The organism is Promicromonospora iranensis (assembly GCF_028994775.1).
Lineage (GTDB): Bacteria > Actinomycetota > Actinomycetes > Actinomycetales > Cellulomonadaceae > Promicromonospora > Promicromonospora iranensis_A.
Window position 1 is genome coordinate 129600 of the sequence record NZ_JAJQMN010000005.1, and the last position, 26952, is coordinate 156551.

Consider the following 26952-nt stretch of genomic DNA (forward strand, 5'->3'; position numbering starts at 1 on the left):
AGACCGTGCGGGCGGCGGCGCGTGCACCCATGCTGGCGGTATGCCCGACGCTAGTGTCCACTGTATGAAACGGTCGAGCGACGGCGATCTCACGATCGTCGGCTACGTCCGCACGTCGCGCGAGGCCGACCGGGCAGTGGTGCTCGTGCACGGTGTGGGCTCGTCGTCGCGGGCCTACCAGCGGCTCGCCGACCACCTCGTGGCGCACGGCGCGGTGCACGCCGTCGACCTGCCGGGATTCGGTTCATCACCCCACCTGCGCCGCGATGTCACGATCCCCGAGCACGCAGGCGCCGTCGCCCGGTACGTACGGGAGCACGTGCTCGACGCCGGGCTGCCGGCACCCGTCGTCGTCGGGCACTCCATGGGGGCACAGGTCGTGGGTCAGCTGCTCGCGGACCACCCGGACGCGGCGTCCGCCGGTGTCCTGATCGGCCCGACGGCGGAACCCGGCGCGCGGACCATCCCGCGCCAGGCGGCACGCCTGGCCGCCGACGCCGTCGGGGAATCGCCGCGGACCATCGGGGTGCTGCTCGTCGACGCCCTCGTGCGCTGCAGCATCCCCTACTACCTCTGGCAGCTGCGCAACGTCATCGGCTACCGTCTGGAGGACGTGCTGCCCCGCTCCACCGTCCCGGTGGTGGTGGTCCGCGGCGCCCGCGACGGGGTGGCGTCCCAGCGCTGGGCCGAGGAGCTCGCGGCCGCGGCACCGTTCGGGCAGCAGCGCACGGTACGAGGCCGGCACCACGCCATGGACGCCGATCCCGATGGCGTGGCGCAGATCGTGCTCGAGACCTGGCGGTCGGCGGGACGGGGCATCGCGTGACCGAACGACGTCGCTCGCCCGGCGGTACGCTCGCGCGCCTCGGCGCCTGGGCCGCCGACTACGCGTGGGCCACCGACCGGCAGCTGCGCCACCTCGTCCGACGCCCGGCGCTGCCCGCGGCAGGGGCCGGCGCGGGCGCCGCGGCGGGGGACAGCTCTGGTGAGCGGGCGCCCGTCGTGCTCCTGCCCGGCATCTACGAGACGTGGGAGTTCCTGGGACCCGTGGCGACGGCGCTCGCCCGCGCGGGCCACCCCGTGCACGCCGTCCCCGGCCTGGGGTACAACGCGCGGCCCGTCCCGGAGTCGGCGGAGAGGGTGATCGAGCACCTCGAACGGACCAGGCTGTGCGACGCCGTCCTCGTGGCGCACAGCAAGGGCGGGCTCATCGGCAAGCGGGTGCTGCTCTCTGCGGCGAGCGACCAGGTGCTCGGCATGGTGGCGATCGCCACGCCGTTCACCGGCTCCCGCTGGGCGCGGTACATGGTCTCGCGGGCGCTGCGGTCGTTCGACCCGCGCGACCCGGTGCTGCTGGCGCTCGCGGGCGAGCTGCTCGTCAACGAGCGCATCACCGCCGTCTACCCCCGCTTCGACCCGCACATTCCCGAGACCGGCCACCTGACGGGCGCGCGGAACGTCGAGCTCCCGCTGTCCGGCCACTTCCGGCCGCTCGGTCACCCCTTGCTCGTCGACACCGTCGTGCGCGAGGTGGCGCGGGTGGAGGCCGAGCACACGGTCCTCTGATCGCGTGCGCGTGCGCGTGCGCGTGCGCGTGCTCCTGGTCCGCGGTCCTGGCCGAAAAAAACGGCCCGGGATTCCGGATCGCCGGCTCCCGCGTGGTGAACTGGGAAGGTGCTCACCGTCCGTCACGGCTCGCCCCGCCGGCTCGACGTCGCCCTGACGCTGGGGCCGCTGGGGCACGGTCCCGCGGACCCGACGTTCCGCCGGGCGGCGGACGGCACGGTCTGGCGGACGTCGCTCCTGCCCACGGGGCCGGTGACGCAGCGCTTCGTGCCGGCCGGCCCGCACGAGGTGGTGGTGCACCTGTGGGGCGACGGCGCCAGGGAGGCCGCCGAGGCGCTGCCGGCGCTGCTCGGCGAGGACGACGACGTCACCGGTTTCACGCCACCGCCCGAGGTGCGCGACGCCCACCGCCGTGCCGCGGGGATGCGGATGGCACGCAGCGGCCGCGTGCTGGAGGCCCTCGTGCCTGCCGTGCTGGAGCAGCGCGTGCAGACCGTGACGGCGCACCGGGCGTGGCAGTGGCTCGTCCGGCGGTACGGCACGCCGGCACCGGGTCCGACGCCGGACGGTGTGCGGGGCGGGCTGCGGGTCGTCCCCGACGCGGGCACGTGGACCCGGGTGCCGGTGTGGGACTGGCACCGCGCCGGTGTCGACCCCGGACGCGCCCGCACCGTGGCGCGCTGCGCCCTGGTGGCGCCGCGCCTCGAGGAGGCCTGTGCGATGGCGCCGGCCGAGGCCCGCGCGCGGCTGGAGAAGGTGCAGGGCGTCGGGGTGTGGACGTCGGCGGAGGTGGCGCAGCGCGCGTTCGGCGACCCGGACGCCGTCTCCGTGGGTGACTTCCACCTGCCCGCGGCCGTCGGCTGGGCGCTGTCCGGCGAGCGCACGGACGACGACGGCATGCTGCGGCTGCTGGCGCCCTACGCCCCGCACCGGCACCGGGTGGTCCGGCTGCTCATGATCGACGGGCGCCACAAGGCACCGCGCCGGGGGCCGAAGTTGCCGATCGCCGACTACCGGGCGTTCTGAGCGGTACCTCGCACGGTCGCTCCCGCTGCCGGTTACGCCCCCGGTAGCGTGGGCCGCATGGCCCTTCTCGACAGCTTCCGGGACCGTCGCGCCGTGGTGACCGGGGCAGCGTCGGGTATCGGGCGTGACCTCCTGTTCGAGCTGGTGCGCCAGGGCGCTCACGTCGCGGCGTGCGACCTGGACGGAGCCAGGCTCGACGCTGCCGTACGCAAGGCGCACGGCATCAACCCAGCCGTCCGGGTCACCGCGCACGTACATGACGTGGCCGACCGTGCTGCGGTGGGCCGGCTCCAGCAGGAGGTCTCGAGGGCCCACGAGACCGAGACCGTCCATCTCCTGTTCAACAACGCCGGCGCCGTCGGCGGAATGTCCTTCGTCAACTCACCGGCGGAGGAGTGGGAGCGCACGTTCGCGGTGTCCTGGCACGGCACCTACAACTGCACGCGCGAGTTCCTGCCGATGATGCTGACCGCGGACCAGGGAGCGGTGGTGAACACCGCCTCGGTGAACGCGCTCTGGGCGAGCCTTGGCTCACGCACTCCGCACTCGGCGTACTCCTCGGCGAAGTTCGCGGTGCGCGGGTTCACGGAGTCCCTCGTTGTCGATTTCCAGAGGAACGCTCCACACCTGTCCGCCGTCCTGGTGCTCGCCGGTCACGTCCGTACGAGGATGCCCGCACCGCCGCGCACCTGGCGACGTGCCCTCGGCTCGCTCTTCGCCGACTACGAGCCCGTGTCGAGCTCATCAGCCGCGGACACCATCCTGAGAGCGGTGGAGCGTGGTGAGTGGCGCGTCATCGTCGGGGACGACGCGGCAGCCGTCGACGAGCGCGTCCGGGCGGACCCCTGGACGGCCTACGACTGAGCCTCGGCACGTGGCATGGGCGCCGGTTCTGCGGGCCGGGTGCACCACACGCACTCCCCGGAACACCCACCACACCGCGACACAGAGTGACGGTGCGGCGATGACCCGGCGACGGGATGTGCGGGCCGGGGATCGGTGATGCCTGCCGGTGGTTCAACCGGTCCGCACGGGTGCTTGCGTACGGGCGGGCGGCGGTGCTCGCGCGTTCTTACGCAGCGGGCAGAAGAACGCGCGGGTGTCAGTGGCTCGGCCTAGAGTCGAACAAACGTCCGAATCAATGGCGGGCGTCAACTACTCTTTTTGAGTGATGAACCACGTGGGGAGGTGAGCCGGCATGCACCAGGGAGCGTATGACGACCGCGTGTCCGGTGCCCTCCTGGATGAGGGCGCGACCGTCGAGATGCCCCCGGCCACGCCCCCGGACATGCCCCCGGACATGCCCCCGGACATGCCGACGGACATGCCGACGGACATGCCGACGGATTGGCCGCCGGACTGGCCGCCGGACGCTGTGCCGGTGGTGTTGTGGCCGGAGGATCTCCTGCGTGAGGCGTTGTCCGGTGCGCCGGACGTGCGGTTGGCGCGGGTGGTCGCGGAGGCGATCGACCTGGACGGGAACCTGGACGAGGGTCTGGCTGGTGGCCTGACTGGGACCGTGGATGGTGGTGTGCCCGCCGCTGGGGGATCGGATGTAGCCCCGGGTGGAGGTGGTGCAGCTGGTTCGGGTGTTCTGGCTGGTCTCTCTGATGACGTGCTCGGTGATCTCGTGATGGCGTGTGGGCGGTTGCAGTCGTGGGTGGCGGGTGTTCAGGCCCGAGTGGTGGCCGAACGTGCCGCGAGGGAGACGCACCCGTTGGCGCACAACAGCCTGGTGGGGCAGGTCACCAGCGAGCTGGTGGTCACCGAACGTGAAGCCGTCGAGGTGGTGACCCGTGCCGAGTCCGGTACGCAGCATCCGTCGGTGATCGCGGCGTTGATCGCGGGTCGGATCGATACGCGTAAGGCACACACCCTGCTGCGGTCGGCGTCTCAGTTGACCGTGGCGCAGCGGGCGGAGGCGATCGACCTGTTCCTGCCGCAGGCGCCGCGACGGACGTGGAAGTGGTTGCAGGAGAGGATGCTGGCGTTCGCGAAGAACTTGCACGGTGCTGCGGCCACTGCCCGGGCCGAGGCGCAACGCCGAAGCGTGCAGGTGGACCGGGCGGAGAACGACATGGGCTGGTTGTCCGCGTATCTGCCCGCGGTGGATGCGGCGGCGGTGTGGGGTGTGGTCGACGACCTGGCCCACCAGCTGCGGCACACCGCTGGCGAGGAGCGGACCCTGGGACAGCTGCGCGCGGACTGCCTGACCGGGATCGTCACCGGTCGCCTTCTGCCCGCGGGCCGGTTCACCGACACCGACACCGACACCAACCCTGATACCGACACCAACCCTGATACCGACATTGAGGCCGACGCCGTGGCAGTTACGAGCGGGCAGGTGCCGGTGTGTACGTGTGGTGGCCGGGCGCCCGTCCAGCGGGTCGTGCAGGAGGTGGTGCGGCCGGTGCGGGTCACACCGAGCCGTCCCGTGGTCCGGGTCACCATCCCGGCCAGCGCTCTACTCGGCCTGGACCACGCCCCCGGACTCCTGGACGGTTACGGGCCCATCCCCGCCGAGACCGCCCGGACCATCGCGGTCGACGCGACCTGGCAACGCCTGCTGACCGACCCCGTCACCGGGATCCTGACCGACTACTCCACCACCACCTACCAACCCGGCAAGACGCTACGCACCGCGGTCCAGAGCCGCGACGAGACCTGTACGTTCCCGGGCTGCGAGACTCCGGCGATCCGCTGCGACCTCGACCACATCGAACCCTTCGACCACCATCGCGGCCAGCACTCCGACGAGGACGGCCACGACTCCAAGAAGCTCCACACCGAGAATCGTCCGCGCGGGACAACGGTCCGGAGCGCACGCGAAACAACGAGCGGGCCACCAGGCGGGTCCAGGAACCGAGACAAGAACGCAGGAACCGATCGCCGACCCGGGCAGACGCGCGCCCACAACCTGCACGCCCTGTGCCGCAGGCACCACCTGCTCAAGACGCACGCCGGCTGGGACATCGTCCGCGACCCTGACACGGGGATCACGATCTGGACCACTCCCACCGGCCGCACCCACACGCGGCCACCCACCGTCCTGGACACCCACGTCGACATTGACGACATCGATCCCGACACCAGCACCGACCTCACCCTTCGAGGACTGACGGGCCAGCGCCTACCCCGGCCCTACACCACGACCGAACCCGGAGCGATACGGACCCGACCGACCAGCGCGACCGAGGAGACCGAGCAGACCGGCTCGACCGGCTCGACCAGCCCGACCAGCCCGACCAGCCCGACCAGCACGACCGGCCAACCCGACCCCGACGAACCACCCTTCTGAGAGATGCCCGAGCCCGAGCTGACCGACCGACGACGAGCGTGCCTGTCAGCGCGACTGACGCACCGCCCGGATGCCCCGGACCGCCCACCACGCTGCGACGTAAAGGAACAGCGTGGCGATGAGCGCCGCGCCGGCGCCTGTCGCGGCGTCCGAAAGCACGGTCTCGACCATGTCCCGCGTGCTGAGCCCGGAAGCGCCGCTCCACCACCCGAGAGTTCCGGCGACGGCGCCGACGGCGGCCACGCCGACGCCGATCCAGAGGAGCCGCCAGGCGCTCCGCCGTCCGGCCACAGCCTGGGGCAGCAGGCGGAATCGGCGGCGCCACAGGAAGACGGCGATGACGACCAGCCCGCCGACGGTGCTGAGGTGCTGCAGTGCTCGGGCCCACGTGAGGTCGCCGGCCAGCGGCATGCTCAGGAACGGCGCGTGCATGACGACGTAGCCGTCGCTGTGCGTGAGCGAGTCCCAGACCAGGTGCGTGGCGATGCCGATCAGCAGGGACAGGAGCACCCAGCCGCCACGCCGGAGCCGCGCGCTCGCCTCGGAGCCGGGCACGGGCCGCGGCGCGCCGGCGGGCGCAGGGAGCAGGCTGCCGACCGGGCGACGGGCCACCAGGAACAGGCCCCACAGCGTTATCGCGTAGGGCAGGCTGACGGTCATCGCCCCGAGCAGGCCGTGCGACGTCGTGGCGTTCAGGTAGGGCTCGTACCAGGACTGGGCGGTCACCACGATCGGCGTGCTGCGAGCGAAGTACGGCATGTCGGGGGCCACCGCCCCGGCCACCAGTGCCGCAGCGCTGAAGGGGTGCCGCAGGAGGGGCAGCACGGCAGCGGGATGGGAGAGCGTGAACGGCACGTGAGGTCCTTCGGAGCCGGGGCGGTGCGCGGTGGCGACTGCCGGACAGTACCGCCAAACCCCTTCGGTCGGCCGCGACGTGCCGCAGGCGGGGACGCCGCGCTGAGCCGGTCGCGGCGCCGATGCGGTCAGGAAGGCTCGTCGCCGAGCCGGGCCAGCACCTCCGGCAGGTCGGCCACCGACGGTGAGGACGTCGGCCGTGCGCACCGGGTGCGCTCCATCGCACGGTGGACCAGGTAGGGCGCCGGGCGCCCCGCGGGCACGTCGTCGGTGCAGACGACGGCGTCGATCACGCCGTCCTGCCAGCCGAGCCGCTCGAGCAGGAGGCTGCCGCGCGCCGTCGGGCCGGTCATATCGGGCCCGGCGCGGGCAGCCGGACTCACCGACCGCGGTTCACTCGCGGCGGGCGCACGGGCCGACGTCGTCCTGGTGCGGACCGTGGGCCGGTGGCCCGCCGTCGGCGCGACGTTCCGGGCGGGCGACGCGGTCAGAGCGCCTGCGGGAAGTCGAACATCCGGTCCGGGTCGTACCGTCGCTTGAGCTCTTCGAGCCGGCCGGTCGCGGACCCGTAGTACGAGTGGCGCCAGTCCGGGAGGCGCGGATCGACGTCGTTCTGGTACGCCTCCCCGGACGAGTGCGGCCACAGGGCGGAGTAGATGGCGCCCAGCCACTGCTCGGCAGCGGCGGCGGCTGCGGCGTCGGCGTCGGCGTCGGCTGCGGACGCCGGACGCTCGCCGCCGGGGTCCCAGCTCGCCTCGTACTGCCCGAGAAAGCGGTGGTGGCGATGGACGAATGCCGTCTCGTGCGGGGGCCGGCGGTTCACGGCGCCGCCCATCGCGACGGCCGCCATCGAGACGTCGATGCCGGCGGGGGCGTTCTCGACGGTGGTGATCGCCGCGCCGATCGCCTCGGCGGAGAGCGACCGGGCGAAGAACCCGCTCCGGACGTCGTAGCACGGCCGATCGGCCGGGCCGGCGGTGTCCCCGGCGAACCTCCGGACCGTGTCGAGGTGCGGCTCGGTGCGGATCGTGTCGACGGTGCGCTCGCCGGGCAGCTCACGCAGGCGTTCGGCGAGGGCGTCGTGGCCACCGAGAGCGAAGGCGACGACGGAGACCGAGGGGCCGTTCGCGTCCTTGTGCAGGCGGAGGGCCGACCACATCTCGTCGGGCAGGTCGGGTGCCCAGTCCTGCCAGGCGGCCAGCACCTCCGCTGCTCGCGACCACGGCCACGCCAGGTCCGCGGACGAGGACTCGTGGACGGCGTGGGTCCGCAGGCGCAGCTCCGTGACGACGCCGAAACTGCCGTTCCCCCCGCCGCGCAGGGCCCAGAACAGGTCCGGTTCAGTCTCCGCGCCGCAGGCCCGGACCATGCCGTCCGCCGTGACGACCGTCGCCTCGACGAGGTTGTCGCACGAGAGGCCGTAGGCGCGCGACAGCAGGCCGTGCCCGCCACCGAGCGTCAGGCCCGACACGCCGACGGACGGGCAGGTGCCGCCCGAGATCGTGACGCCGTGCTCGTCGAGCGCCGCGTAGACGTCGCCGAGGCGGGCGCCTGCGCCCACGAGCGCCGTGCCCGGGTGGACCGTGACGTGGTTCATCCGCCGCACGTCGATGACCAGCCGGCCGTGCCCGCTGGACCAGCCGGCGTAGGAGTGGCCGCCGCTCCGGACCGCCACCGGCACGCCGTGCGCCCGGGCGAACCGCAGGGACTCGGCGACGTCGTCGGCCGAGTGCACGAACACGACGGCAGCCGGCCGGAGGTCGTCGAACCTCCGGTTGAACAGCCGGCTCGCTGCGGGATACCCGGCGTCCTCGGGCCGGAGGACCTCACCGTCGAGCGACTGCTCCAGGATCTGCCACGCGTCGTCCGGCACGGTGCCGGACGGCCTCGTGCCGGACGCCGTCGCGCCTGGCGCGGAGGTGCCGTGCGGGGCGCGGGACTCGAGGTCTCGTGTCATGCCTCCCGATTCTGCCCGGAGATCTCGTCGTGCGAGGTGCTGCCGCCGGGCTACGCCGTCGCCGCGTCGCGCACGAGCGCGGTGTCGCCACAAGGAGGTGGCGACGGCCCCGGCGGACGCACCACACTGTCCGGATGACTTACTCGACGACCGGCGAGGACGCCGGGATCGGGCCCCGGCTGGGCGCAGGCCGTGAGGCCGAGGTGTATGCGTGGGGCGTCGACGCGGTGCTGAAGCTGTACCGCCCCGGCTACGCCGGCCATCATGCGGAGGCCGCGGCGCTGGCCGGCCTCGCGGGCCGCGACATCGCCCCGGACCTGGTCGACGTCGTGGAGCACGGCGGCCGGCAAGGACTCGTGCTGGAGCGCGTCGCCGGCAGCGACCTGCTGGACCAGCTGCGACGTCGGCCGTGGCGGATGCCAGCCCTCGCCCGCACGCTGGCGCAGTCCCATCTCGCCGTCCATGACGCCCAGGGGCCCGCGGAGCTGCCCGACGTCCGGCAGGTCCTGGCCGCGCGCATCGAGTCGGCGCCCCTGCCGCGGGAGCTGCAGGGCTTCGCGCTGCGGGTGCTCGACGGGCTGCCGTCCGGCGACCGCCTGTGCCACGGCGACTACCACCCCGGCAACGTCATGGTCGACGGCGGCCGGGTGGTCGTCATCGATTGGCCCAACGCCGCCCGCGGCGTGCCGGAGGCCGACCACGCGCGCTCCCTCCTGCTGCTGCGCTGGGCCGACGCCGATCCCAGCACCCGACCGGCGACGCGGGGCCTGATGGCGGCCGGGCGCGCGGCGTTCACGCGCGCCTACGCACGGGCGTACGCCCGCGGTGCGCGCGGCCCGCTGCGGGACGTCGAGCCCTGGCTGGTGGTGCACGGCGCGGCGCGCCTGTCGGAGGGCGTCGGAGCCGAGCGTGCCCGGCTCGTCGACATGCTGCGCCGCGCCCGGCACGAGGCCGGTCCGCTCGGCGGATAACCGGGCGCGGCTGCCCGACGGCGCTGGGCCGGCTCACCCGGACCGGGTCAGCTCCGTGCCGCTGCCCGGACCGCTGCCCGTATCACTGCCCGTGTCGCGGCTCCCCGCCCCCGCCGGCTGGTCGGCATGCCCCACCTGGCCCACCCGACCCGCCACCAGGACCCGGTCGCGCTCCAGTACCGGGACGACGTGTCCCGTGCCGAACCGCCGCGACAGCGCACCGCGCAGCCGCTCCCGCCCGCTGAGCCGGCCGTCGTGGTCCGGCCGCCCCGGCACCGCCGGGACCGGGGCGACCGTCAGCAGGGCCAGCTCCGCGTCGTCGGCCGGCTGGTGGATCTCCGCGTACCCGCCGTTCGGCATCCGGACGACCCGACCCGTCTCGTGCCCGTGCAGCGCGATCCCACGGTCCTTGCGCTGCAGCCCGACGCAGATGCGCCGGGTCGTCTCGAACGCCAGCGCGGGCCCGGCGAGCAGAGCCACCTGCAGCGTCGTGATGATGGTCTCGAACGGGATGCCGAACTCCGTGGAGACGATGTCGGCGCTCGCGGCGCCCCACAGGATCCCGTAGAAGAGCGCGCCGGCGACGCCGATGCCCGTACGGACCGGGACGTTCCGCGGCCGGTCGAGCACATGTTTCGGCTCGCGGTCCTGGTCGACCCAGGCCTCGAGGTACGGGTAGACGATTAGGAGCGCGAAGTAGCCGGCGATCACGACCAGGGGCACCAGCGTCGCGAAGGTGATGGTCCAGCCCATCCACTCGGCCTCCCAGCCGACGGGGACGAGCCGTAGCGCGCCGTCGAGGAAGCCCATGTACCAGTCGGGCTGGCTTCCCGCACCGACCTCGCCCCCGGATGCCGGCCCGTAGGACCAGACCGGGCTGACCGTCGACGTCGCGCCGAGCAGGACCAGCACCGCGGCGGTCATCCCGGTCATCCCGGCGGCCCGCAGGGCGGCGTCGGGCCAGAGGCGCAGGCCGAGCGAAGCGGTCGGGGCGGGCTGCGGGTGCACCGCCTGCCCGTGACGCAGGCTGAGCACGCCGCGCACGACCATGACCAGCACGAGCAGCCCCGGTGCGACGACGGCGTGGACGGGGTACAGGTTCTCGATGATCTGCCCCGGGAACGGCCCTCCGAACATCCAGAGCGCCACCCAGGTGCCGATGAACGGGATGCTGAGGACGACGCCCTCCACGATCCGCAGGCCGGTTCCGGACAGCATGTCGTCGGGGAGCGCGTACCCGCTCCAGCCGGCCAGGAGCACCAGGAGGAAGGCCACGACCAGCAGCACCCAGCTCAGCTGCCGCGGACGGCGGAACCCGCCGGTGAAGAACGTGACGAGGAGCTGCAGGATCATCGACGCCGGCATGACGAGCCCCGCCCAGTGGTGCGTCTGGCGCACCAGCAGGCCGCCGGTCTGCTCGAAGGAGATGCGCATCGTCGAGTCGAAGGCCTCGGTCACCGTCGCACCCCGCAGCGGCCCGTACGGGCCGTCGTAGGTGACCAGCTCGTTCGACGGCGTGTACCAGAATGCCAGGAGCACCCCCGTCACGGCGAGGACGAGCAGGCAGGCGAACGTCACGACGCCGAACAGGTTCGACCAGCGCAGCTGTACCCGGTGCTGACCGAGCCGCGTGAGGAAGGCGGCCCGACGGCGGTCGCGGTCAGCCCGCATCGCGCACCACCCTCAGCTCGGGGCGGCCGGCGTCGGCCTCGGCGAACGGATCGCCGCCCGCGAGGAAGGCCGCCCGCGGCCGCTGCACCGTGGCGAGCGGGATGATGTCGCGGCCGAAGAACACCGCCGAGACCCAGACCAACAGCACGCGCACCTTGCGTTCCCAGGTGGGGACGGCCAGGACGTGGTACCCGCGGTGCATGAGCCAGGCCAGGAACCCCTTGATGACCAGGCGGCGGTACTGGAAGATGCCCTGCCCGATGCCGAGGGTGGCGACCGTGCCAAGGCTGTGGTGGAGGTACTGCCGCGGCTGCTTGCCCCGGAGGTCCGCGACGAGGTTCTTCGCCAGCAGCTTGCCCTGGCGTACCGCGTGCTGTGCGTTGGGCACCGTCCGCGCGCCGGGGACGGGGGAGGCCAGGTCGGGCACGGCGGCGTTGTCGCCCGCGGCCCACGCGTGGGGGACGGGCGCGTCGTCGGTGCCGACCCGGAGGTCGGCCCGGACGCGGACGAGGCCGCGCTCGTCGACCGGCAGGTCCGTGTTCCGCGCGACGACGGGGTTGCTGCCGTTGCCCGCCGCCCAGATCAGCAGCCCGTTGCCGTACGACTCGCCGGTGGACAGCATGATCCGGCCGTCTGCCGCCGAGACGACCTGGGTACCGAGGTGGACGCGTGCCCCTCGGCGCTTCAGGTGCTCCACGACCCAGCGGCCGGGCTCGTCGGTGACCTCGGGCAGGATGCGCTTGTTCGCGTCGACGAGGTGGAAGGCCAGGTCGTCGCGGTCGAGCTCCGGGTAGGACCGCAGCAGGCTCGTGGCCAGGGACAGCAGCTCGCCGAACACCTCGACCCCGGTGAACCCGCCGCCCACGACGGTGACCGTCAGCAGCCTGCGGCGCGCGGGGCCCGGGGGCAGGAGGGCGGCCCGGTCGAACGCGGTCAGGAGCTGGTCGCGGATCGCCACCGCCTCCTCGACGTGCTTGAGGCCTATCGCCTCCTGCTCGATCCCCGGGACGGGGAACGTGCGGGTCACCGCGCCGGCGGTCACGACGATCGTGTCGTACGCGATCTCGCGCAGCGTGCCGTCGTTCGTCCGGACGGTCGCCGTGCGGTGCGCGTGGTCGATCGACGTCGTGTGGCCGGCGACGATGGTCGTGCGGCGCAGGTGCCTGCGGAGCGACACCATGACGTGCCGCGCCTCGATCGAACCGGCGGTGACCTCCGGCAGGAACGGCTGGTAGGTCATGTAACCGTGCGGGTCGACGAGGGTTACGTCCGCCTCGCCCCGGCGGAGCTTCTTCTCCAGCCCCCACGCGGTGTAGAAGCCGGCGTAGCCGCCGCCGACGATCAGGATCTTCTCCATGACAACCTCCTGGTGGTCTTACCTGATCGACAACGCAGCGCCGCGAGATGTGACGTGGTGGTGGTCACATCGCGCGGCGGGTGGGCGTCGTCGCCGCGACCTCGGTGTCGGAGCAGGAGAAAGACCTCGCTGGCGGGAGGTGTTGCTGTGAGTAGACCTTTTGTCCACTCAGTCCACTCACAGCAACACACTCTCCGGAGCAACGGTTGCCGCTGGGGGCGTCCGGCCGGGTGCTATGCGGCCGGGTCGAACGGGATCCCGGCCGGCTTCATCCGCGCCAGCCATGACGCGAAGTCGCCGTCGTCGATCTTGATGGTCGCCCCGCCGAAGTCGGCGGTCATGAGACGGTCGCGCAGCGACGTGCTGGGCCAGCCGTCCCAGTCCACGATCGGCGGGTAGCGCCAGTCGCCGTAGTGGTTCTCGGGCGGGTCGTCGTTGCCGTTCGCCAGCCGGAACAGGTGGGTGCTCGGCCCGTCCTTGTGGAAGACGATCTTGGGGTGCGACCCCTCGAACAGGACGTCCGACCGGGGGTAGGTGGCCGATCCGCTGTGCTCGGTGATCGAGACGTGCTCGACCTGGTTCGAGCCCTGATCGACCCACACGACCACGTGCTCCCAGTCGTGCTTGTGGCTGCCGATCGCGATCGACCCGGCCATGGTCTGGTCCTTCTCGAAGTAGCTCGCGTACATCACGGCGCACCAGCCGTTGTTGCACTTCTCGCGCGAGTACGTCTGCGAGTTGTCGAGGTCGGACTGATCGCGGCAGTTCCCGTTGACGGCGCCGCCGATGTTCAGCCCGGGCGCGATCGTGCCGTCCGGGCCGATGGCGGGCGTGGCGTAGCAGCCGTCGCCGTCGTAGTCGTAGGCGGGGGAGAACGACTGCTCGATGCCGGAGGCGTTCTGCGGGAGGTTCGGCGGAGGGTCGGCGTGCGCGACGGTCGCCGGCACGGTCAGAGCGAGGGCGACGAGCGCGGCGGTGGCCGCGAGCCGGGCCGACGTGCGCCGTGAGGTGTGGCGCGAGACTCGGTGAGACCTCGGACGGTCCATGACTGGCTCTCCTGTGTCCTGTGCGGGTGAAAAACAGGGCACGTGGATGCTATGGGCGTGCCATGCCTCGGGCAATGAGGGCGACCACGTAGGCGCGGCGCTACCTTGAGGCATGACCAGCGCGACCCCGCCCGTACCGGGCGGCTCTGATCCTGCCGAACTCGACCAAGACCCCGGCGCCACTCTCACGCCCGGCTTCCGGGGCCGGGCCCGCCCGGAGGGCGTGACTCTCCCTCCCGGGCAGTACGCGGAGGAGGGATTTCCTGTGCTCTCCGCGGGCCCCACGCCGAACGTCAGCCCGGCGACCTGGAGCTTTGCCGTCACCAACGAGGCGGGCGCCACGAAGTCCTGGACCTGGGCGGAGCTGATGGCGCTGCCCCAGGAGGCGCCGACCGTGGACATCCATTGCGTCACGCGCTGGTCCAAGTTCGGCACCCGCTGGCGCGGCGTCTCCCTCGACGTACTGCTCGCCGAGGTGGAGTCCACCGCGGACTTCGCGATGGTCGGTTCCTACGGCGGCTACACCACCAACCTCCCGGTGGCGGACCTCCTGGGCGGCAAGGCATGGATCGCGCACACCTTCGACGGCGCGCCGCTGCACCCCGAGCACGGCGGTCCGGCCCGGCTGCTCGTGCCGCACCTGTACTTCTGGAAGTCGGCCAAGTGGGTGCGCTCGCTCACCCTCATGCCGACGGACCGGCCGGGCTTCTGGGAGAAGCTCGGCTACCACGACCTGGGCGACCCGTGGCGCGAGCAGAGGTACCAGGGTGACTGAGGCCGAGGCCCGGGGCGCGCGGCTCGGCGACCGGTACGCCGTCCCCTCCGGCTGGCAGGTCGCCACGCTGGTGGGTCGGCGGGCGGAGAGCGCGTCCGCGGCGACGCTCGTGCTTGATGTCCAGGGCTGGCCCGGCCACCTGGCCGGTCAGCACCTCGACCTGCGCCTCACCGCACCCGACGGCTACAGGGCCGAGCGGTCGTACTCCCTCGCGAGCGGTCCGGCGGAGCCCGGTACCGGTCGGGTCGAGGTCACGGTCCAGCGGGTCCGCGACGGTGAGGTGTCCCCGTACCTCGTCGACCAGTTCCCGCTCGGCTCGGCGATCGAGGTGCGTGGCCCGATCGGCGGATGGTTCGTCTGGGACCCCGTGCGTGACGCCGGCACACCCGTGCTGCTCGTGGCCGGTGGGTCGGGACTGGTCCCGGTGATGGCGATGGTCCGGGCGCGCCGAGAGGCCGGTGACCGCACGCCGTTCCGGCTGATCTACTCGGTGCGTACGCCGGAGGACCGGCTGTACACGGACGAGCTGGAGCGGCTCGCCGCCCGTGGCGACGGCTTCGACGCCAGCACGATCTTCACCAGGGCCGTCTCGCTCACCGCTCTGCGTGGCCCCCGGCGCCTGACCGACTCCGAGCTGGCCTCGTGGGGCTGGCCGGCCGAGCTGGAACCGCGGGTGTACATCTGTGGGCCCACGGGATTCGTCGAGGCGGTCTCGCGCATGGTCGTGGCCCAGGGGCACGACCCGGCCCGCGTCCGGACCGAGCGGTTCGGACCGGCCGCGGGCTGAGGCCGGTCCGTCAGCGGCCGTCGACTCCGCGCCACATGGGCTGGAGGACGGGACCGCCGTCGGGCAGCGGGATGGGCTCGCCGTGGTCCTGGAAGCCGTGCCGCGCGTAGAGCTTGCGGTTCTGCGGTGTCGAGGCCTCCAGGTAGACCGGCAGGCCGAGACCCTGCGCCCGCTCGAGGCCGTGCCGCAGCAGGGCGGTGCCTGCGCCCAGGCCGCGACGGCGGGGGAGCGCGGCCATCGCCGACAGGTATACGTGGGGCACGTCCGGGTGCCGGGCGCTCGTGGCCGACAGGACGTCGGCGAGACGGCGGCCGGCCGGGCGGTCGCCGTCGGGAAGCTCGGGCTCCGGGGGAGCGCCGTCGAGGTCGGCCCAGACCGATGCGGCGACAGGATCCCCGCCGGGCAGGAACGCGACGAGCAGCTGCCCGGCGTCGACGGCTGCCCGCAGCGAGGACTCGAAGAGCTCCCGGGTGTGTTCGTGCCGCCGCGTCGGGTCGGGCTCGACCCAGGCGGACACCGCCTCGTCGGCGAAGGCCTCGACGCAGACCCGGAGCACAGAGGTGAACTCCGAGGGCACGGACGGCCGGACGATCAGGTGAGGCATCGACATGGATCCAGCCTCGTGCACGGGAGGCCGACGTCGAAGTAGTTTCGTCTCACGAAGCTGTGCGACGAAAGGGCGAGGCATGACGTGCGTGGAGTGCGGGCGAGCTCTCGGCCTGCCCTCGGGTACCGGGCGACCGCGGCGCTACTGCTCCCGGTCGTGTCAGTCGCGGGCGTACCGGCGCCGCCGGGACGAGGGACGCCTCGCGGCGTCGGCGCCGCAGGCCGCTGTCGATCGGAGCGGCGAGGCCGGGTCCGGTTCCGGGTCCGGTACCGGCGACGCGCGCGCTGACCTGGTCCGTGCAGCCATCGGCCTGGCCGACGCCCACGGGCTCGGCACGGTGACGCTGCGCGCGGCTGCTCGTCACGCCGGTGTCGCGCTGTCGGAGGCGCGCCGGGCGTTCGGGGGCCGCGACCGCCTCGTGGCGACGCTGGTCCAGCAGCTCCTGGTGCGACGTCGCGGCGGGGCACCGCCGTCGGACAGCCCGGTCCGGACCCTCACCCGGCTCGCCGAGGAGGAATGGGCGACCTACCGGGAGCACCCGTGGCTCGTGTCCGTGCTCGCCAGCAGCCGGCCGCCGCTCGTCCCGGCCGTCCTCGACGCCGCGCGGGCGAGCACCGAGGCGTTCGAGCAGCTCGGGCTCGACCCGCCGTCGGCCCTCGCGAGGTACATCGCGCTGAGCGGGTACGTCCAGGGCATGGCCCTCATGCTCTTGGCGGAGCACGAGCAGGCGGGCCGTTCCGGGACGGCCTACCGGGCGTGGTGGGCCGAGGAAGCGCGGCGGCTCGACCGCACCGGCGCCCGCCGGCGTCACCCCTGGCTCGACGCCGCGAGCGGTGGCAGGCTCCCGGCCACCTTCGACGCGGACGTCGACACCTGGTTCCGCGACGGGCTGGTCCGGGTGATCGCCGGGCTCACCTCGTCCGACGACCACCCGTGAGCCGGCTACCGCCGTCCGCGGGCCAGCCGGGAGGGCCACCAGATCGCCCGGCCGATGTCGTAGCTCAGGGCCGGAACGAGGAAGGACCGCACCGCGAAGGTGTCGAGCAGAACGCCGAACGCGACGATGAAGGCGAGCTGCGCGAGGAACAGCACGGGGATGACCGCCAGCGCCGTGAAGGTCGCGGCCAGCACCAGGCCTGCCGACGTGATGATGCCGCCGGTCAGCCGCAGCCCGCGCAGCACACCTTCGCGCGTGCCGTGCGCGAGCGACTCCTCCCGGACCCGGGTCATGAGGAAGATGTTGTAGTCGATCCCCAGCGCGACGAGGAAGACGAAGCCGAACAGCGGCACCGCCGGATCGGCGCCCGGGAACCCCAGCACGTTGTTGAACACCAGGGCGGCCACACCCATGGCGGTCCCGAACGACAGCACGGTGGTGAGGACCAGCAGCACGGGCGCGAGCACGGCGCGCAGCAGCAGCATGAGGATCAGCAGGATCACGACGAGCACGATCGGGACGATCAGGGTCCGGTCGCGGATCGACGCCTCGTTGGTGTCCAGGTCGGTGGCGGACTCGCCGCCCACGAGCGCATCGGGAACCGTGTCGGCATAGGCGGCGCGCAGGTCGCGCACCGTCTGTTCGGCAGCGGCGGAGTCCGCGGCGTCGTCCAGCGTGCCCTGGAGGAGCACCGCGCCGTCGGAGACGACCGGCTCGGGTACGGGCGGTGCGGCAGCTTCGCCGGCTGCCTCGGCCGGCGGTCCACCTGCCTCGGCAGGTGGCTCGCCCTGCGCGCCCGGGCCACCTGGCGGGCCGGCCTGGATGCCGTCGGCGGTCACCGGGGCCGTACCGCTCGGGGTGTCCGCAGAGATGGCGACCTGGGCTATGCCGTCCTCCTGGAGCAGGACGTCGGCCGCCTGCTGCAGCTGGTCCTCGGGCGTGACGACGTAGACCGGGGTCCCGGAACCCGCGGGGAAGTGCTCGGCGAGCCGCTCCTGTCCGGTCCGTGCCTCGGACGCGCCGAGGACCAGCTCCGACTGCGGTACCCCGGAGGCCTGGAGCTGCGTGATGCCCACGCAGCCGAGCGCGAGGACCGCCGCCGTCGTGATCCAGATGGTGCGTGGCCGCGTCCGGACGGCGCGGGAGACCCGCCCCCACAGGCCACGCTCCGCGCCACCCGCGGTTTCCGCCTGGCCGGCGGCCGGGTCGTAGGCGGGCCGCCGGGGCCAGAAGGCCGCGCGGCCGAGCACCAGCAGCAGCGCCGGGAGCAGGGTGAGCGCGGCGAGCATCGCGAAGACGATGCCGACGGCGGCGACCGGTCCGAGCGTGCTGTTGGAGCGCAGCTCGCTCAGCAGCAGGCAGAGCAGGCCCGCGATGACCGTGCCGCCCGACGCGAGGATCGGCTCGAACGAGCCGCGCAGCGCGCGCCACGTGGCGGTCCACCGGTCCGGGGTGTGCACCAGCTCCTCACGGAAGCGGGCGACGTACAGGAGCGCGTAGTCGGTCGCCGCACCGATGACGAGGATGAACAGGATGCCCTGGGTCTGCCCGCTGAGGAGCAGCACCCCCGACCGGGCCAGGTGCCAGACCGTCAGCAGCGCGAGGCACAGCGCGAACATGCTCGTCGCGAGCACGGCCAGCGGGAGCAGCAGCGAACGGTAGACGACCACGAGGATGACCAGCACCGCCGCGAGGGCGACGCCGAGCAGCAGCCCGTCGATCCCGGCGAACGCGGTCGTCAGGTCGCTGGAGAAGCCGGCGGGTCCCGTGACGTACAGGTCGACGCCGTCCGGCAGGCCGGCACTCAGCGTGTCCCGCAGCTCCGTCGTGGCTTCCCCCAGGTCGGCGGACCCGGACAGCGGCACGAAGGCCTGGGCTGCCGCGCCGTCCTCGGCGGGGATCGGCGGCGAGACCTCGCCGTCGACCACGTCCAGCTCGCCGACCGCCGTCAGCGTCTCGCCGATCGCGGCGAGGTCGTCGTCGGTGAGCTCGCCGCTGTTGGTGTCCGAGCCGCCCGCGGGGGTGTCCGACGAGCCTTCCGCGGCGACGAAGACGACGATCGCGGGCACCGCGTCACCCTCGGTGAAGCCGGAGAGCCGTTCCTGCACCTCGGTCGCCTCGGCGGTAGCGGGCAGGTAGGCCGTTCGGTCGTTGGAGGAGACCTCGTCGACGCGCCCGAAGTACGGCCCGCCGATCGCCGCACCGACGAGCCACACCAGGATGAGCACGGCCGGCAAGGTCACCCGTAGCCAGCGCGGTACGCGCGAACCGGTGGTCACGAGGCACGCTCCCAGCTCGCCACGGGGCCGGGGACGACCACGAACAGCGGGTGCGGGGACGGCGGCTCGGTCGAGACGACGTCGGCGCGGTGCACGGGGGAGCGGACCGCGAGCTTGTGGAGGAGGTGCTGCCACTCGAGATCGAGCTGTCCGGCGGTCACAGCGATCCGGGCGGCGCTGCCGGTGTGCTCGTCGAGAGGCTGCGAGATCCGCTGGGGGTCGAACTTGTAACCGCGCCGCGTCGCCTCGTCACGGAGGCCATGGAGGTAGGCAGAGATGGCGACGGCGGGCTGCGGGTGCTCGCGGAAGCGTTCGAGCTGCGGGTGCTGCGTGTAGCCCTTGGTGCGGCCCAGCAGCACGGCCTGCGCGAGCAGTGCCTCGCGCCAGCACGCGATGAGACCCTGCCGGTCGAGCATGGCCGGATCCAACGACCAGAGCCGCATGTGCCCGCACCTCCTTCGATGTCGGCCGGGTCGGTCCCGGCCGTGTGGGTGCCAATTTAGCTAGCCAGGCTACATTCAAGCAAATGAAGCAATAAGTCGAAGGGGTAGCATCCCATCGTGGATCCCGATACCCGCCAGGACGCCGAGCCGTCGATGATGGATCCGCGCGTGATGGATCCACACCAGGAGATCGTGCGGCGCGCGGGCATGGACGACGCCGACGTCGACCAGGTCGTGGGCGTCCTGGAGGCGCTGCGCCGCTGGCGTGAGACCGAGCGGCGCATGAGCGAGGCCTCGCGGCGCTACATGAAGCTCGGCGACACCGATATGCGTGCGCTGCGCTTCATCATCGCCATGCAGAACCACGGTCGTGTGGTGACGCCGGGCGCGATCGCCGAGCACCTGGCCATCACGACGGCGTCGACCACGAAGCTGATCGACCGGCTGGCCGCGGGGAACCACGTGCGGCGGTTCCCGCACCCCTCCGACCGGCGCAGCCTCGCGATCGAGGTCACCGAGGAGACGCGCCGCGCCGCGCGGGAGTCCGTCGGACGCAGCCACGCCCGCCGGTTCGACGCCGCGGCACGGCTCTCCGCCGAGGAACGAGCGATCGTGACCCGCTTCCTCGACGACCTGGCGGGTACGGACCAGGACACGGACCACCCGGACCCGATCTCGGACCCGATCTCGGACCACGGCTGAGCGCGCACGCCGGTCGGTGCAGGTCCGTGCAAGCAGGCTCGGAGTCGGCGGCCGGCGTCACACCTCCAGCAGCACCCGCACGTCCCACGGGCCCAGCTCGAGCTCGGTTCCGGCGGCGATCTCGGCGCCACTGATCACGTCGCGCACCGCGGCGGGCAGCACGAACGTGCTCGGCTCCCAGGACCACGAGTGGACGAACCGCACGCGCTCGCCGGCTGGGTTGGTCGCACCGGTGACGGTCTGCGAGGGTCCCTGAGGCCGCCACTGCGGCCCGTCGGTGACCGGCCCGTGGTGCCCGACAGCCCAGGACAGCACCGCACGGGCCAGTGCCGGATCGGGGATGGTGCCCACCGTGGTCACCCGGCCGGAACCGTGCGCGCGGGTGGTCACGGCGGGCCAGCGGCCGAAGTGCGGATGGTCGTAGCGGACCAGCACGTCGGCGTCGAGCATCTGGAGGCTGTCCACCCAGCTGGTCGCTCGGGCGTCCGCCGGGACGTCGAAGCCCTCGGCGCCGTGCACGGCGAGCGGCGTGTCGATGCTCGCGAACTCGTCGTAGAAGATGCCGGCCGCGTCGCTCAGGTGCGCGGGCTTGCGCTCGGCCCGCGCGCGGGCCTCCTCGTCCTCGTAACCGGTACGGATGCCCAGCACGAGGTGACCACCGGCGGCCGCGTACCGCTCCAGCCACTGGAGCCAGGTGTCGTCGGCGATGGTGACACCGGCGGCGACGAGCACCGGGTGCACGTCCGTGAACTCCTCCGGGCTGCTGTCGGTCAGCTGGGCGTCGTGCACCAGCCGTGACTGGAGGCCGGCGTCGAAGGCACCTCGGTAGAAGCTGTCGAAGATCCGGTGGTAGCCCCGCTCGTCCGGGCCCGCGCCACCGCCGATCTGAGGAAACTCCGCGAGCGACCACTTGCTCGCGCTGGAGTAGACGAGCGCGACGTCGGCGTCCGGGGTCAGGTTCGCGACCGTCGCGCCGGCCGTGCGCAGCTCGCCGCCGAGGGCCGCCAGCTGCTGGTACGTCCGACCGGGCTCGAGCGAGTGGGGCAGCACGCCGCCCCAGTACGTCTCGGTGCCGTAGGGCAGCGTGTGCCAGTGCCAGTACTCGATCATCGTGGCGCCACGGGAGATGAGCGCCCAGGCGGCCTGGCGCCACTGGCCGTCGTAGGCGGGCTCGTTCAGCCACGGGTGGCCGATCGCCTGCGCATTGGTCTCGGTGACCAGGAAGGGAGCCTGCTTCGAGGAGTACATGCGGTCCGCCGACGCGTACAGCGACCACGTGCCCGCCGTCATCCAGGTGTTGTTCGCGTCCGCGCTCGGGGGCAGGGCCAGGTGGTCGCGCATGCGGTAGTACGGGTTGCCGGCGGTCACGTCCAGCTCGCGGGTGAGCGCGTCGTCCTGCACGGTGGGTCGCTCGTAGGAGATGCAGGTGGTCACGAACTGGTCGTCACGCGCGTACTCGCGGACGACCTCCGCCTGCCAGCCGATGAAGTCCGTGGTGAGCTGCGCCTGGAACCTGCGCCACGCCAGGGCGTACTGGGGCTGCGCGTTGCCCGACGGTGTCCAGAGGTCCGCCCAGGTCGAGAGCCGGTGGGACCAGTACGTCAGGCCCCACTCGTCGTTCAGCCGCTCCACCGTGCCGTACCGGGTGCGGAGGTGGTCCACGAACCGCTCGAAGACCTGCCGGTTGTGGAAGATCTCGTTCCCGGGCTCGTTGTCCACCTGGAACCCGACGACGGCGGGGTGCTGCGCGTACCGGGCCACGACGGCGCGGATGATCCGCTCGGCGTGGAACAGGAAGGCCGGGTGGGTGTAGTCGATCTCCTGGCGCGCGCCCCAGCCCATGGCGGTGCCGTCCTCGCGGACGACGTTGATCTCCGGGTACAGCCGCGCCAGCCACATCGGCACCGCGTAGGTCGGTGTGCCGAGCACGACCTTGATGCCCCGCTCGTGCGCGCCGTCGAGCACCGGCTGCAGCCAGTCGAGGTCGAAGCGGCCGTTCTCCGGCTCCCAGGTCGACCAGACCGACTCGCCGACCCGGATCACCGAGAAGCCCGCCTCGACCATCAGGTCCAGGTCCCGGTCCAGGCGGCCCGTGCGCCGGTCCTCCGGGCGGTGGTACTCGTAGTAGTAGGCGGCGCCGAACAGGACCCCGTCGGTCAGGTGGTGCAGTGCGCTCATGCTGTCCTCTCAGAAGGGTGGTCAGGAGATCTGGTGGTCGTGCGGTCGTGGGTCAGCCCTTCACGGCACCCGCCGAGAGCCCGTCCAGGAGCTGCTTGCGCAGCAGGAGGAGTTCTGCTGGTCAGGGTTCTCTTCATCGAGCGCTCCTCAGCGTGGACGGTCGGTGCGTGTCGGTCGCGCCGGGGATCGGTTCAGCGCGGGTCGGTTCAGCGCGGGTCGGTTCAGCGCGGTGCCGGCGCGGTTCGCGCCGGCGGCGGCGCCGCGCTCTCCCGGACGACGAGCTGGGCCGGGATCAGCCGGTGCCGCTCCGCGGGCGGTCGGCCCTCGATGGTGCGGACCAGCCGGTGCATCGCCAGGCGGGTGACCTCGGCGAAGTCCTGGCGGACGGTGGTCAGGGCGGTGGAGAGGTACTCGGCCTCGGGGGCGTCGTCGAACCCCACGACGCTGACGTCCTGCGGGACCCGCAGACCGGCCTTCTCCACCGCCCGGATGGCGCCGATGGCCATGTGGTCGTTGGCGGCGAAGATGGCGGTGACGCCGCCGCGGCGCAGCAGCTCGGAGGCCGCCTCGTAGCCGGACCGGGGAGTCCAGTCGCCGTGCACGACGGCAGGCGCCTTGGCCCCGGCGTCGGCCAGGGCGCCGCGCCAGCCCTCGACCCGCCGCGCGGTGGCCGCCCACCCCTCGGTGCCCCCGAGGTGGTGCACGGTGCGGTGCCCGCGGGCGAGCAGGTGGTCGGTGGCGGACCTGGCCCCGGCCGTCTCGTCGGCGCCCATCACCAGCTGGTCGGGACGCTCCTCGGCGGTCGGGGCGGCGGGGGAGTCGAAGCTGAGCACCGGCAGCCCGTGCGGGATGCGCAGGTCGGGGTGGCCCAGGTCGATCGGCTCGGAGAGCACCAGGCCGGCGATGTCCTGGGTGACGAGCTCGTCGATCGCTGCCTGCAGGTCGGCGACGCTGTTGCCCTGCGTGCGCGCGACGCTGAGGTAGTAGCCGGAGCCGCGCAGCGCGTCGTCGACGCCCTCCAGGATCGCCGCAGGCCCGTACAGCGACGTGCTCAGCGTGACCATGCCGATGCGCTGGTTGCGGCGGGTCACCAGTGCGCGGGCCGCGGCGTTCGGGCGGAAGCCCAGCTCGTCGATGACTTCCTGAACCTTCGCCCGGATCGCGTCGGCGACGTGGGGCTCGCCGTTGACGACGCGCGAGACGGTCTTCTGCGACACGCCGGCCCGGCGTGCGACGTCGGTCATCGACACCCGGGGGGTGGCGCCCATCTGCAGCTCCTTCGCTGAGGTTTGACTACGTAGTCAAACGTCGGAGAGCACACCACGGCCTGACTACGTAGTCAAGCCCCGTCTCACACCGGCGGTGTGCGGCTGGCCTTGCTCCGGGGTCGTGTCCGGCGGTGTGCCGGCACCCAGCGATTCGGCCCGAACTCGTGGTGAGTTCGGGCCGAATCCCTGGGTAGGCGTCAGTGGGTAGGCGGGCCGGCCGGGCCCGTCAGGAGAGGGTGATGCTGTCCAGCTCCGCGTAGCCGGTGCCGCCCTGGAAGTTCGGCGAGCCCTTCGCCAGCCGGATGACGTTGTAGCCGGCCCGGAGCGACACCGTCACGTTCGTCGTCGCGAACTGGCCCCAGCCCGCCGTCGGCGGGTAGGAGACCGTGGAGAAGGCGCCGCCGTTGTAGGCCAGCCCGTGGGTCGACGTCGCCCCGGTGCCGTTCGCGTACCGCACGGCCATCGTGTAGGTGCGGGCCGTCGGGACGTTGACCGTGAAGTCCACGAAGCTCTGCGAGCGCATGTCGGCGGTGCCGTCGATGTTGCCGACGTACGAACCGTTCGACGCACCGGACGCGGCCCGGGTCTGCGCGTTCACGACGTTCGCGTTCTCGGCCTCGTAGACCTGCTGCCAGGTCGACGTCGGACCGCCGGCCGGTGTGACGACCACCTGGTAGGCGCCCTCCGCCGTCATCCCGTTGACCGGGACGGTCACCGAGCCGTTCGAGACGGGCACGGTCGACGTCGACAGCACGGTCGGCGCCGCCACGTGGGTGTGCCGCCCGCTGCCGGGGACCGCGTTCACCGTCACCCGGACGGACGAGCCGAACGAGCCCAGGCCGTTGACCCGCACGCTGTTGTTGCCGCTGTCCCCGCCGAGCACGACGTTGACGATCTTGCGGCTCGAGTCGTACGCCGCGACGCCGTCGAGCCAGCTCTGCGGCGTGGTCCGTACGACGTTGCCGGCCATCGCGCCGTACCAGCGGTAGGCCCAGTACGAGGCGGTCGGCTGGCCCTGGAGCGTGAACAGGCCGTCGAACGTGCCTGCCTCGTACCAGTACGCCCGGTGCGCCTCACGGGCACCGTGCCGCTCGAGCACCGAGATCCAGTGCACGGCGACGCTCGGTATGTCCATCTGGCTCAGCGAGTTGTACTCGTTGATGGCGATCGGGCGCGGGCTGATGCCGAGCGAGCGCTCGATGGCCCGGTAGTCGGCGACGTGGTCGTCGAAGTTGTCCCAGTCCATGTCGGTGAGCTCGTGCCAGACGATGACGTCGGGCAGGGTGTTGGTGTCCCGCGCGTTCCGCAGGAACGACAGCATCCGGTCGTGGCTGTAGTACGAGTCGCTGGGGCCGACGATCGGCGTCACCGTGTCGAGCGACCGGATCAGGCGGTGCGTGCGGGTCCAGCCCGCGTTGAACGACCCCGCGGCGGCGGTGTCCCACGTCCAGTCGGGCTCGTTCCACAGCTCCCAGCCCCGGATGTTCGTCGTCGACGTGGCCGCGAGGCGGTCCTGGACCATCTTGCGGACCTTCTGCTCCCAGTCGGTCCAGCCCTGCCACCGGTAGGGGAACGTCGGGTAGATGTCCGGCATCCGGATGAGCTGCTGCGCTCCGGCGCGCGTGATGTTGTCCGCGACGTGGAGGGCGTCGCAGCACGGCTCGGTGGCGCCGTTGCCGAGGTGGGTGGTGCCCGGCGCGGGCTGGGTGAACCCGTTCGGGCTCAGGGGCAGGAGCTGGTCGGTGGTGGGCTTGGTGTTCGAGCCGACGCCGTACAGGCCGCCCGACCCGACGTGGGTCACCGGCCGGACGACGGAGCCGACGTCGACCGTGAGGGTGTTGCCCGCCGCCTGCGCCGGGCCGGCGGGGGAGACCAGCGTGACGCCCACGACCAGGGCGAGGACGCTGAGACGGGACAGGGCGCGTTGGGGCCGGGCTTGTCGCAGAGCGATTTTCATGGCATCTCCTCATTGAGATCACGGGTGACTTCCGCGGCGGAAGTTGCGAACCGGTTCGACGTTCCCGCCTGCCAGGACGCTAGTTTCGAACGCCGTCCGCCGCAAGAGGCTAAAAAATTCGATCTTGCGATCACCGGATCCGTGTGGTTAGAGTCGAACCGGTTCGCAACAGACGCGACCAAGCAGGGCAGCAGCGCAAGGACGAGCAGCAGCACAGGAGGCGAAGTGGCCACCATCGGGGATGTTGCCCAGGCGGCAGGGGTGTCGCGCAGCACGGCGTCATACGCGCTGTCGGGCAAGCGGGCGATCTCGGCGGAGGTCCGCCGCCGGGTCGAGGACGCCGTCCGGGAGCTCGGCTACACGCCGAACGCCGGGGCACGGGCGCTCGCCACGTCGCAGACGATGGTGATCGGGCTGCTCGCCCAGTTCCTCGAGGACGAGTTCGCTCCCGCGATGCTCCAGTACATGCTGGGCGTCTCCAACACGGCCCGCGAGCTCGGCTACGACATCCTCCTGGTGTCCGATGCCGACGGCACGCGCGCCCTGCGCCGCATCACGGACTCGCGCATGGTCGACGGCATCGTGCTGCTCAACGTGGCCGAGCGGGACGAACGTCTGCCCATTCTCCGCTCCGCCGCACAGCCCGGTGCGCTCGTCGGCCTGCCCGCCGACTGCACCGGCGTCGACGTCTTCGACCTCGACTTCGAGGAGGCGGGCCGCCTCATGGTCGACCACCTCCACCGCCTCGGGCATCGCGAGGTGGCGCTCGTGTCGCAGCCGGAGCACGTGATCGAGCGCGGTGGCGCCTACGTGTGGCGCCTGCAGAACGCCGCCCTCGAGGCGGCCAGGGCGCGCGGTATCACGCTGCACACCGTGTCGGCGTCGTCCCACCAGCCCGACGTCGGGCAGGACCTGAACGCCCTGCTCGACGCACGCCCCGGCGTGACCGGGCTGCTGATCAACAACGAGGCGGCGGCCGCCGCCCTGCCGACGGTCCTGCACCAGCGCGGGCTGACCGCGCCCAGCGACCTGTCGGTCGTGGGCCGGTACTCGGACGAGTTCGCCCGCACCTTCTCGCTGCCCTACTCCTCGATCGAGAGCGCACCCGACCGGCTCGGCCGCATGGCCGTGCGCCAGCTCGTGCGCCGCATCGAGGGCGACGTGGCGGCCGACGAGCCGCACGTCGTGCGGTTCGTGACACCGGAGCTGGTCGACCGCGGCAGCACCGGCGTGCCGCGGCCGGCCTGACCGTTCGCCACCACGGACCAGCCC

General features: G+C 72.5%; 22 protein-coding genes and 1 pseudogene. 11 read left to right on the plus strand and 12 right to left on the minus strand.

The genetic code is table 11. The features are described from left to right. Positions 1–64 precede the first annotated feature (64 nt). The 5 genes from LUU90_RS10525 to LUU90_RS10545 all read left to right on the plus strand — a co-directional run bounded on the left by LUU90_RS10525 (position 65) and on the right by LUU90_RS10545 (position 5890). On the plus strand, positions 65–826 hold the full coding sequence (locus tag LUU90_RS10525) for an alpha/beta fold hydrolase (RefSeq protein ID WP_275003373.1): 762 nt from the start codon (positions 65–67) through the stop codon (positions 824–826). Further along, complete coding sequence (locus LUU90_RS10530; RefSeq protein WP_275003374.1) at positions 823–1566, plus strand: esterase/lipase family protein; 744 nt, start codon at positions 823–825, stop codon at positions 1564–1566. The genes LUU90_RS10525 and LUU90_RS10530 overlap by 4 nt, the downstream gene beginning before the upstream one ends. 108 nt (positions 1567–1674) lie before the next feature. Then, positions 1675–2592, plus strand: coding sequence for a DNA-3-methyladenine glycosylase family protein (locus tag LUU90_RS10535; RefSeq protein ID WP_275003375.1), 918 nt, complete (start codon positions 1675–1677; stop codon positions 2590–2592). Between the two features lie 57 nt (positions 2593–2649). After that, on the plus strand, positions 2650–3456 hold the full coding sequence (locus LUU90_RS10540; protein ID WP_275003376.1) for an SDR family NAD(P)-dependent oxidoreductase: 807 nt from the start codon (positions 2650–2652) through the stop codon (positions 3454–3456). A 334-nt stretch (positions 3457–3790) separates the two neighbouring features. Beyond that, complete coding sequence (locus LUU90_RS10545) at positions 3791–5890, plus strand: DUF222 domain-containing protein (protein WP_275003377.1); 2100 nt, start codon at positions 3791–3793, stop codon at positions 5888–5890. Between the two features lie 45 nt (positions 5891–5935). Here LUU90_RS10545 and LUU90_RS10550 read toward each other — a convergent pair. From LUU90_RS10550 to LUU90_RS10560, 3 genes and pseudogenes are all read right to left on the minus strand, one after another. Beyond that, positions 5936–6685 (minus strand): annotated as a pseudogene (locus tag LUU90_RS10550) (DUF4184 family protein); the annotation flags it as partial. A 188-nt stretch (positions 6686–6873) separates the two neighbouring features. Then, a complete protein-coding gene (locus tag LUU90_RS10555) occupies positions 6874–7098 on the minus strand; it encodes a hypothetical protein (protein ID WP_275003379.1) in 225 nt (74 codons plus the stop codon). A gap of 134 nt (positions 7099–7232) precedes the next feature. Further along, positions 7233–8702 carry an FAD-dependent oxidoreductase gene (locus LUU90_RS10560; RefSeq protein ID WP_275003380.1) on the minus strand — a complete coding sequence of 490 codons (1470 nt, stop codon included), beginning with the start codon at positions 8700–8702 and terminating at the stop codon, positions 7233–7235. A 134-nt stretch (positions 8703–8836) separates the two neighbouring features. On the opposite strand from LUU90_RS10560, the gene LUU90_RS10565 reads away from it, so the two are divergent. After that, positions 8837–9673: a phosphotransferase gene (locus LUU90_RS10565; protein WP_275003381.1), complete on the plus strand. Its 837-nt coding sequence runs from the start codon at positions 8837–8839 to the stop codon at positions 9671–9673. Positions 9674–9706: 33 nt separating this feature from the next. Here the strand turns inward: LUU90_RS10565 and LUU90_RS10570 are convergent, their stop codons facing one another. The 3 genes from LUU90_RS10570 to LUU90_RS10580 form a co-directional block, all read right to left on the minus strand. Then, positions 9707–11344, minus strand: coding sequence for a cytochrome b (locus LUU90_RS10570; protein ID WP_275003382.1), 1638 nt, complete (start codon positions 11342–11344; stop codon positions 9707–9709). Beyond that, entirely contained in the window at positions 11334–12701 is a 1368-nt protein-coding gene (locus LUU90_RS10575) for an NAD(P)/FAD-dependent oxidoreductase (protein WP_275003383.1), read from the minus strand. Before LUU90_RS10575 ends, LUU90_RS10570 begins: the two co-directional genes overlap by 11 nt. Positions 12702–12934: 233 nt before the next feature. Continuing rightward, complete coding sequence (locus LUU90_RS10580; RefSeq protein WP_275003384.1) at positions 12935–13747, minus strand: NPP1 family protein; 813 nt, start codon at positions 13745–13747, stop codon at positions 12935–12937. Positions 13748–13859: 112 nt separating this feature from the next. Here LUU90_RS10580 and LUU90_RS10585 point away from each other — a divergent pair, with 112 nt between their 5' ends. Further along, positions 13860–14522: a sulfite oxidase-like oxidoreductase gene (locus LUU90_RS10585; protein ID WP_275003385.1), complete on the plus strand. Its 663-nt coding sequence runs from the start codon at positions 13860–13862 to the stop codon at positions 14520–14522. Beyond that, entirely contained in the window at positions 14515–15309 is a 795-nt protein-coding gene (locus tag LUU90_RS10590) for a ferredoxin reductase (protein WP_275003386.1), read from the plus strand. The genes LUU90_RS10585 and LUU90_RS10590 overlap by 8 nt, the downstream gene beginning before the upstream one ends. Positions 15310–15319: 10 nt before the next feature. On the opposite strand, the gene LUU90_RS10595 is transcribed toward LUU90_RS10590, so the two are convergent. Beyond that, complete coding sequence (locus tag LUU90_RS10595; RefSeq protein WP_275003387.1) at positions 15320–15919, minus strand: GNAT family N-acetyltransferase; 600 nt, start codon at positions 15917–15919, stop codon at positions 15320–15322. Positions 15920–15995: 76 nt separating this feature from the next. Here LUU90_RS10595 and LUU90_RS10600 point away from each other — a divergent pair, with 76 nt between their 5' ends. Continuing rightward, the gene (locus tag LUU90_RS10600; protein WP_275003388.1) at positions 15996–16853 is read left to right on the plus strand and encodes a TetR/AcrR family transcriptional regulator; all 858 of its coding nucleotides are present in this window, start codon (positions 15996–15998) and stop codon (positions 16851–16853) included. Positions 16854–16858: 5 nt separating this feature from the next. Here LUU90_RS10600 and LUU90_RS10605 read toward each other — a convergent pair whose 3' ends face one another. Both LUU90_RS10605 and LUU90_RS10610 read right to left on the minus strand, forming a co-directional pair. After that, positions 16859–19132, minus strand: a complete 2274-nt coding sequence (locus LUU90_RS10605; protein WP_275003389.1) for an MMPL family transporter — start codon at positions 19130–19132, stop codon at positions 16859–16861. Further along, positions 19129–19575 (minus strand): pyrimidine dimer DNA glycosylase/endonuclease V, encoded by a 447-nt coding sequence (locus LUU90_RS10610; RefSeq protein WP_275003390.1) that lies wholly within the window; start codon positions 19573–19575, stop codon positions 19129–19131. Before LUU90_RS10610 ends, LUU90_RS10605 begins: the two co-directional genes overlap by 4 nt. 117 nt (positions 19576–19692) lie before the next feature. Here LUU90_RS10610 and LUU90_RS10615 point away from each other — a divergent pair, with 117 nt between their 5' ends. Further along, a complete protein-coding gene (locus LUU90_RS10615) occupies positions 19693–20277 on the plus strand; it encodes a MarR family winged helix-turn-helix transcriptional regulator (RefSeq protein ID WP_275003391.1) in 585 nt (194 codons plus the stop codon). Between the two features lie 57 nt (positions 20278–20334). On the opposite strand, the gene LUU90_RS10620 is transcribed toward LUU90_RS10615, so the two are convergent. The 3 genes from LUU90_RS10620 to LUU90_RS10630 all read right to left on the minus strand — a co-directional run bounded on the left by LUU90_RS10620 (position 20335) and on the right by LUU90_RS10630 (position 25680). Then, positions 20335–22455, minus strand: coding sequence for a beta-galactosidase (locus LUU90_RS10620; RefSeq protein WP_275003392.1), 2121 nt, complete (start codon positions 22453–22455; stop codon positions 20335–20337). Positions 22456–22676: 221 nt separating this feature from the next. Then, positions 22677–23723, minus strand: a complete 1047-nt coding sequence (locus LUU90_RS10625; protein WP_275003393.1) for a LacI family DNA-binding transcriptional regulator — start codon at positions 23721–23723, stop codon at positions 22677–22679. 226 nt (positions 23724–23949) lie between these two features. Further along, positions 23950–25680: a CBM35 domain-containing protein gene (locus tag LUU90_RS10630; protein ID WP_275003394.1), complete on the minus strand. Its 1731-nt coding sequence runs from the start codon at positions 25678–25680 to the stop codon at positions 23950–23952. 225 nt (positions 25681–25905) lie between these two features. Between LUU90_RS10630 and LUU90_RS10635 the strand changes: the two genes are divergently transcribed. Beyond that, positions 25906–26928 carry a LacI family DNA-binding transcriptional regulator gene (locus tag LUU90_RS10635; RefSeq protein WP_275003395.1) on the plus strand — a complete coding sequence of 341 codons (1023 nt, stop codon included), beginning with the start codon at positions 25906–25908 and terminating at the stop codon, positions 26926–26928. Positions 26929–26952 lie beyond the last annotated feature (24 nt).

Coding starts and splice junctions, on each gene's coding strand:
- LUU90_RS10525 (WP_275003373.1), top strand. CDS start 65: ATGAAACGGTCGAGCGACGGCGATCTCACGATCGTCGGCTACGTCCGC.
- LUU90_RS10540 (WP_275003376.1), top strand. CDS start 2,650: ATGGCCCTTCTCGACAGCTTCCGGGACCGTCGCGCCGTGGTGACCGGG.
- LUU90_RS10545 (WP_275003377.1), top strand. CDS start 3,791: ATGCACCAGGGAGCGTATGACGACCGCGTGTCCGGTGCCCTCCTGGAT.
- LUU90_RS10555 (WP_275003379.1), bottom strand. CDS start 7,098: ATGACCGGCCCGACGGCGCGCGGCAGCCTCCTGCTCGAGCGGCTCGGC.
- LUU90_RS10560 (WP_275003380.1), bottom strand. CDS start 8,702: ATGACACGAGACCTCGAGTCCCGCGCCCCGCACGGCACCTCCGCGCCA.
- LUU90_RS10565 (WP_275003381.1), top strand. CDS start 8,837: ATGACTTACTCGACGACCGGCGAGGACGCCGGGATCGGGCCCCGGCTG.
- LUU90_RS10570 (WP_275003382.1), bottom strand. CDS start 11,344: ATGCGGGCTGACCGCGACCGCCGTCGGGCCGCCTTCCTCACGCGGCTC.
- LUU90_RS10575 (WP_275003383.1), bottom strand. CDS start 12,701: ATGGAGAAGATCCTGATCGTCGGCGGCGGCTACGCCGGCTTCTACACC.
- LUU90_RS10580 (WP_275003384.1), bottom strand. CDS start 13,747: ATGGACCGTCCGAGGTCTCACCGAGTCTCGCGCCACACCTCACGGCGC.
- LUU90_RS10585 (WP_275003385.1), top strand. CDS start 13,860: ATGACCAGCGCGACCCCGCCCGTACCGGGCGGCTCTGATCCTGCCGAA.
- LUU90_RS10595 (WP_275003387.1), bottom strand. CDS start 15,919: ATGTCGATGCCTCACCTGATCGTCCGGCCGTCCGTGCCCTCGGAGTTC.
- LUU90_RS10600 (WP_275003388.1), top strand. CDS start 15,996: ATGACGTGCGTGGAGTGCGGGCGAGCTCTCGGCCTGCCCTCGGGTACC.
- LUU90_RS10610 (WP_275003390.1), bottom strand. CDS start 19,575: ATGCGGCTCTGGTCGTTGGATCCGGCCATGCTCGACCGGCAGGGTCTC.
- LUU90_RS10620 (WP_275003392.1), bottom strand. CDS start 22,455: ATGAGCGCACTGCACCACCTGACCGACGGGGTCCTGTTCGGCGCCGCC.
- LUU90_RS10625 (WP_275003393.1), bottom strand. CDS start 23,723: ATGGGCGCCACCCCCCGGGTGTCGATGACCGACGTCGCACGCCGGGCC.
- LUU90_RS10630 (WP_275003394.1), bottom strand. CDS start 25,680: ATGAAAATCGCTCTGCGACAAGCCCGGCCCCAACGCGCCCTGTCCCGT.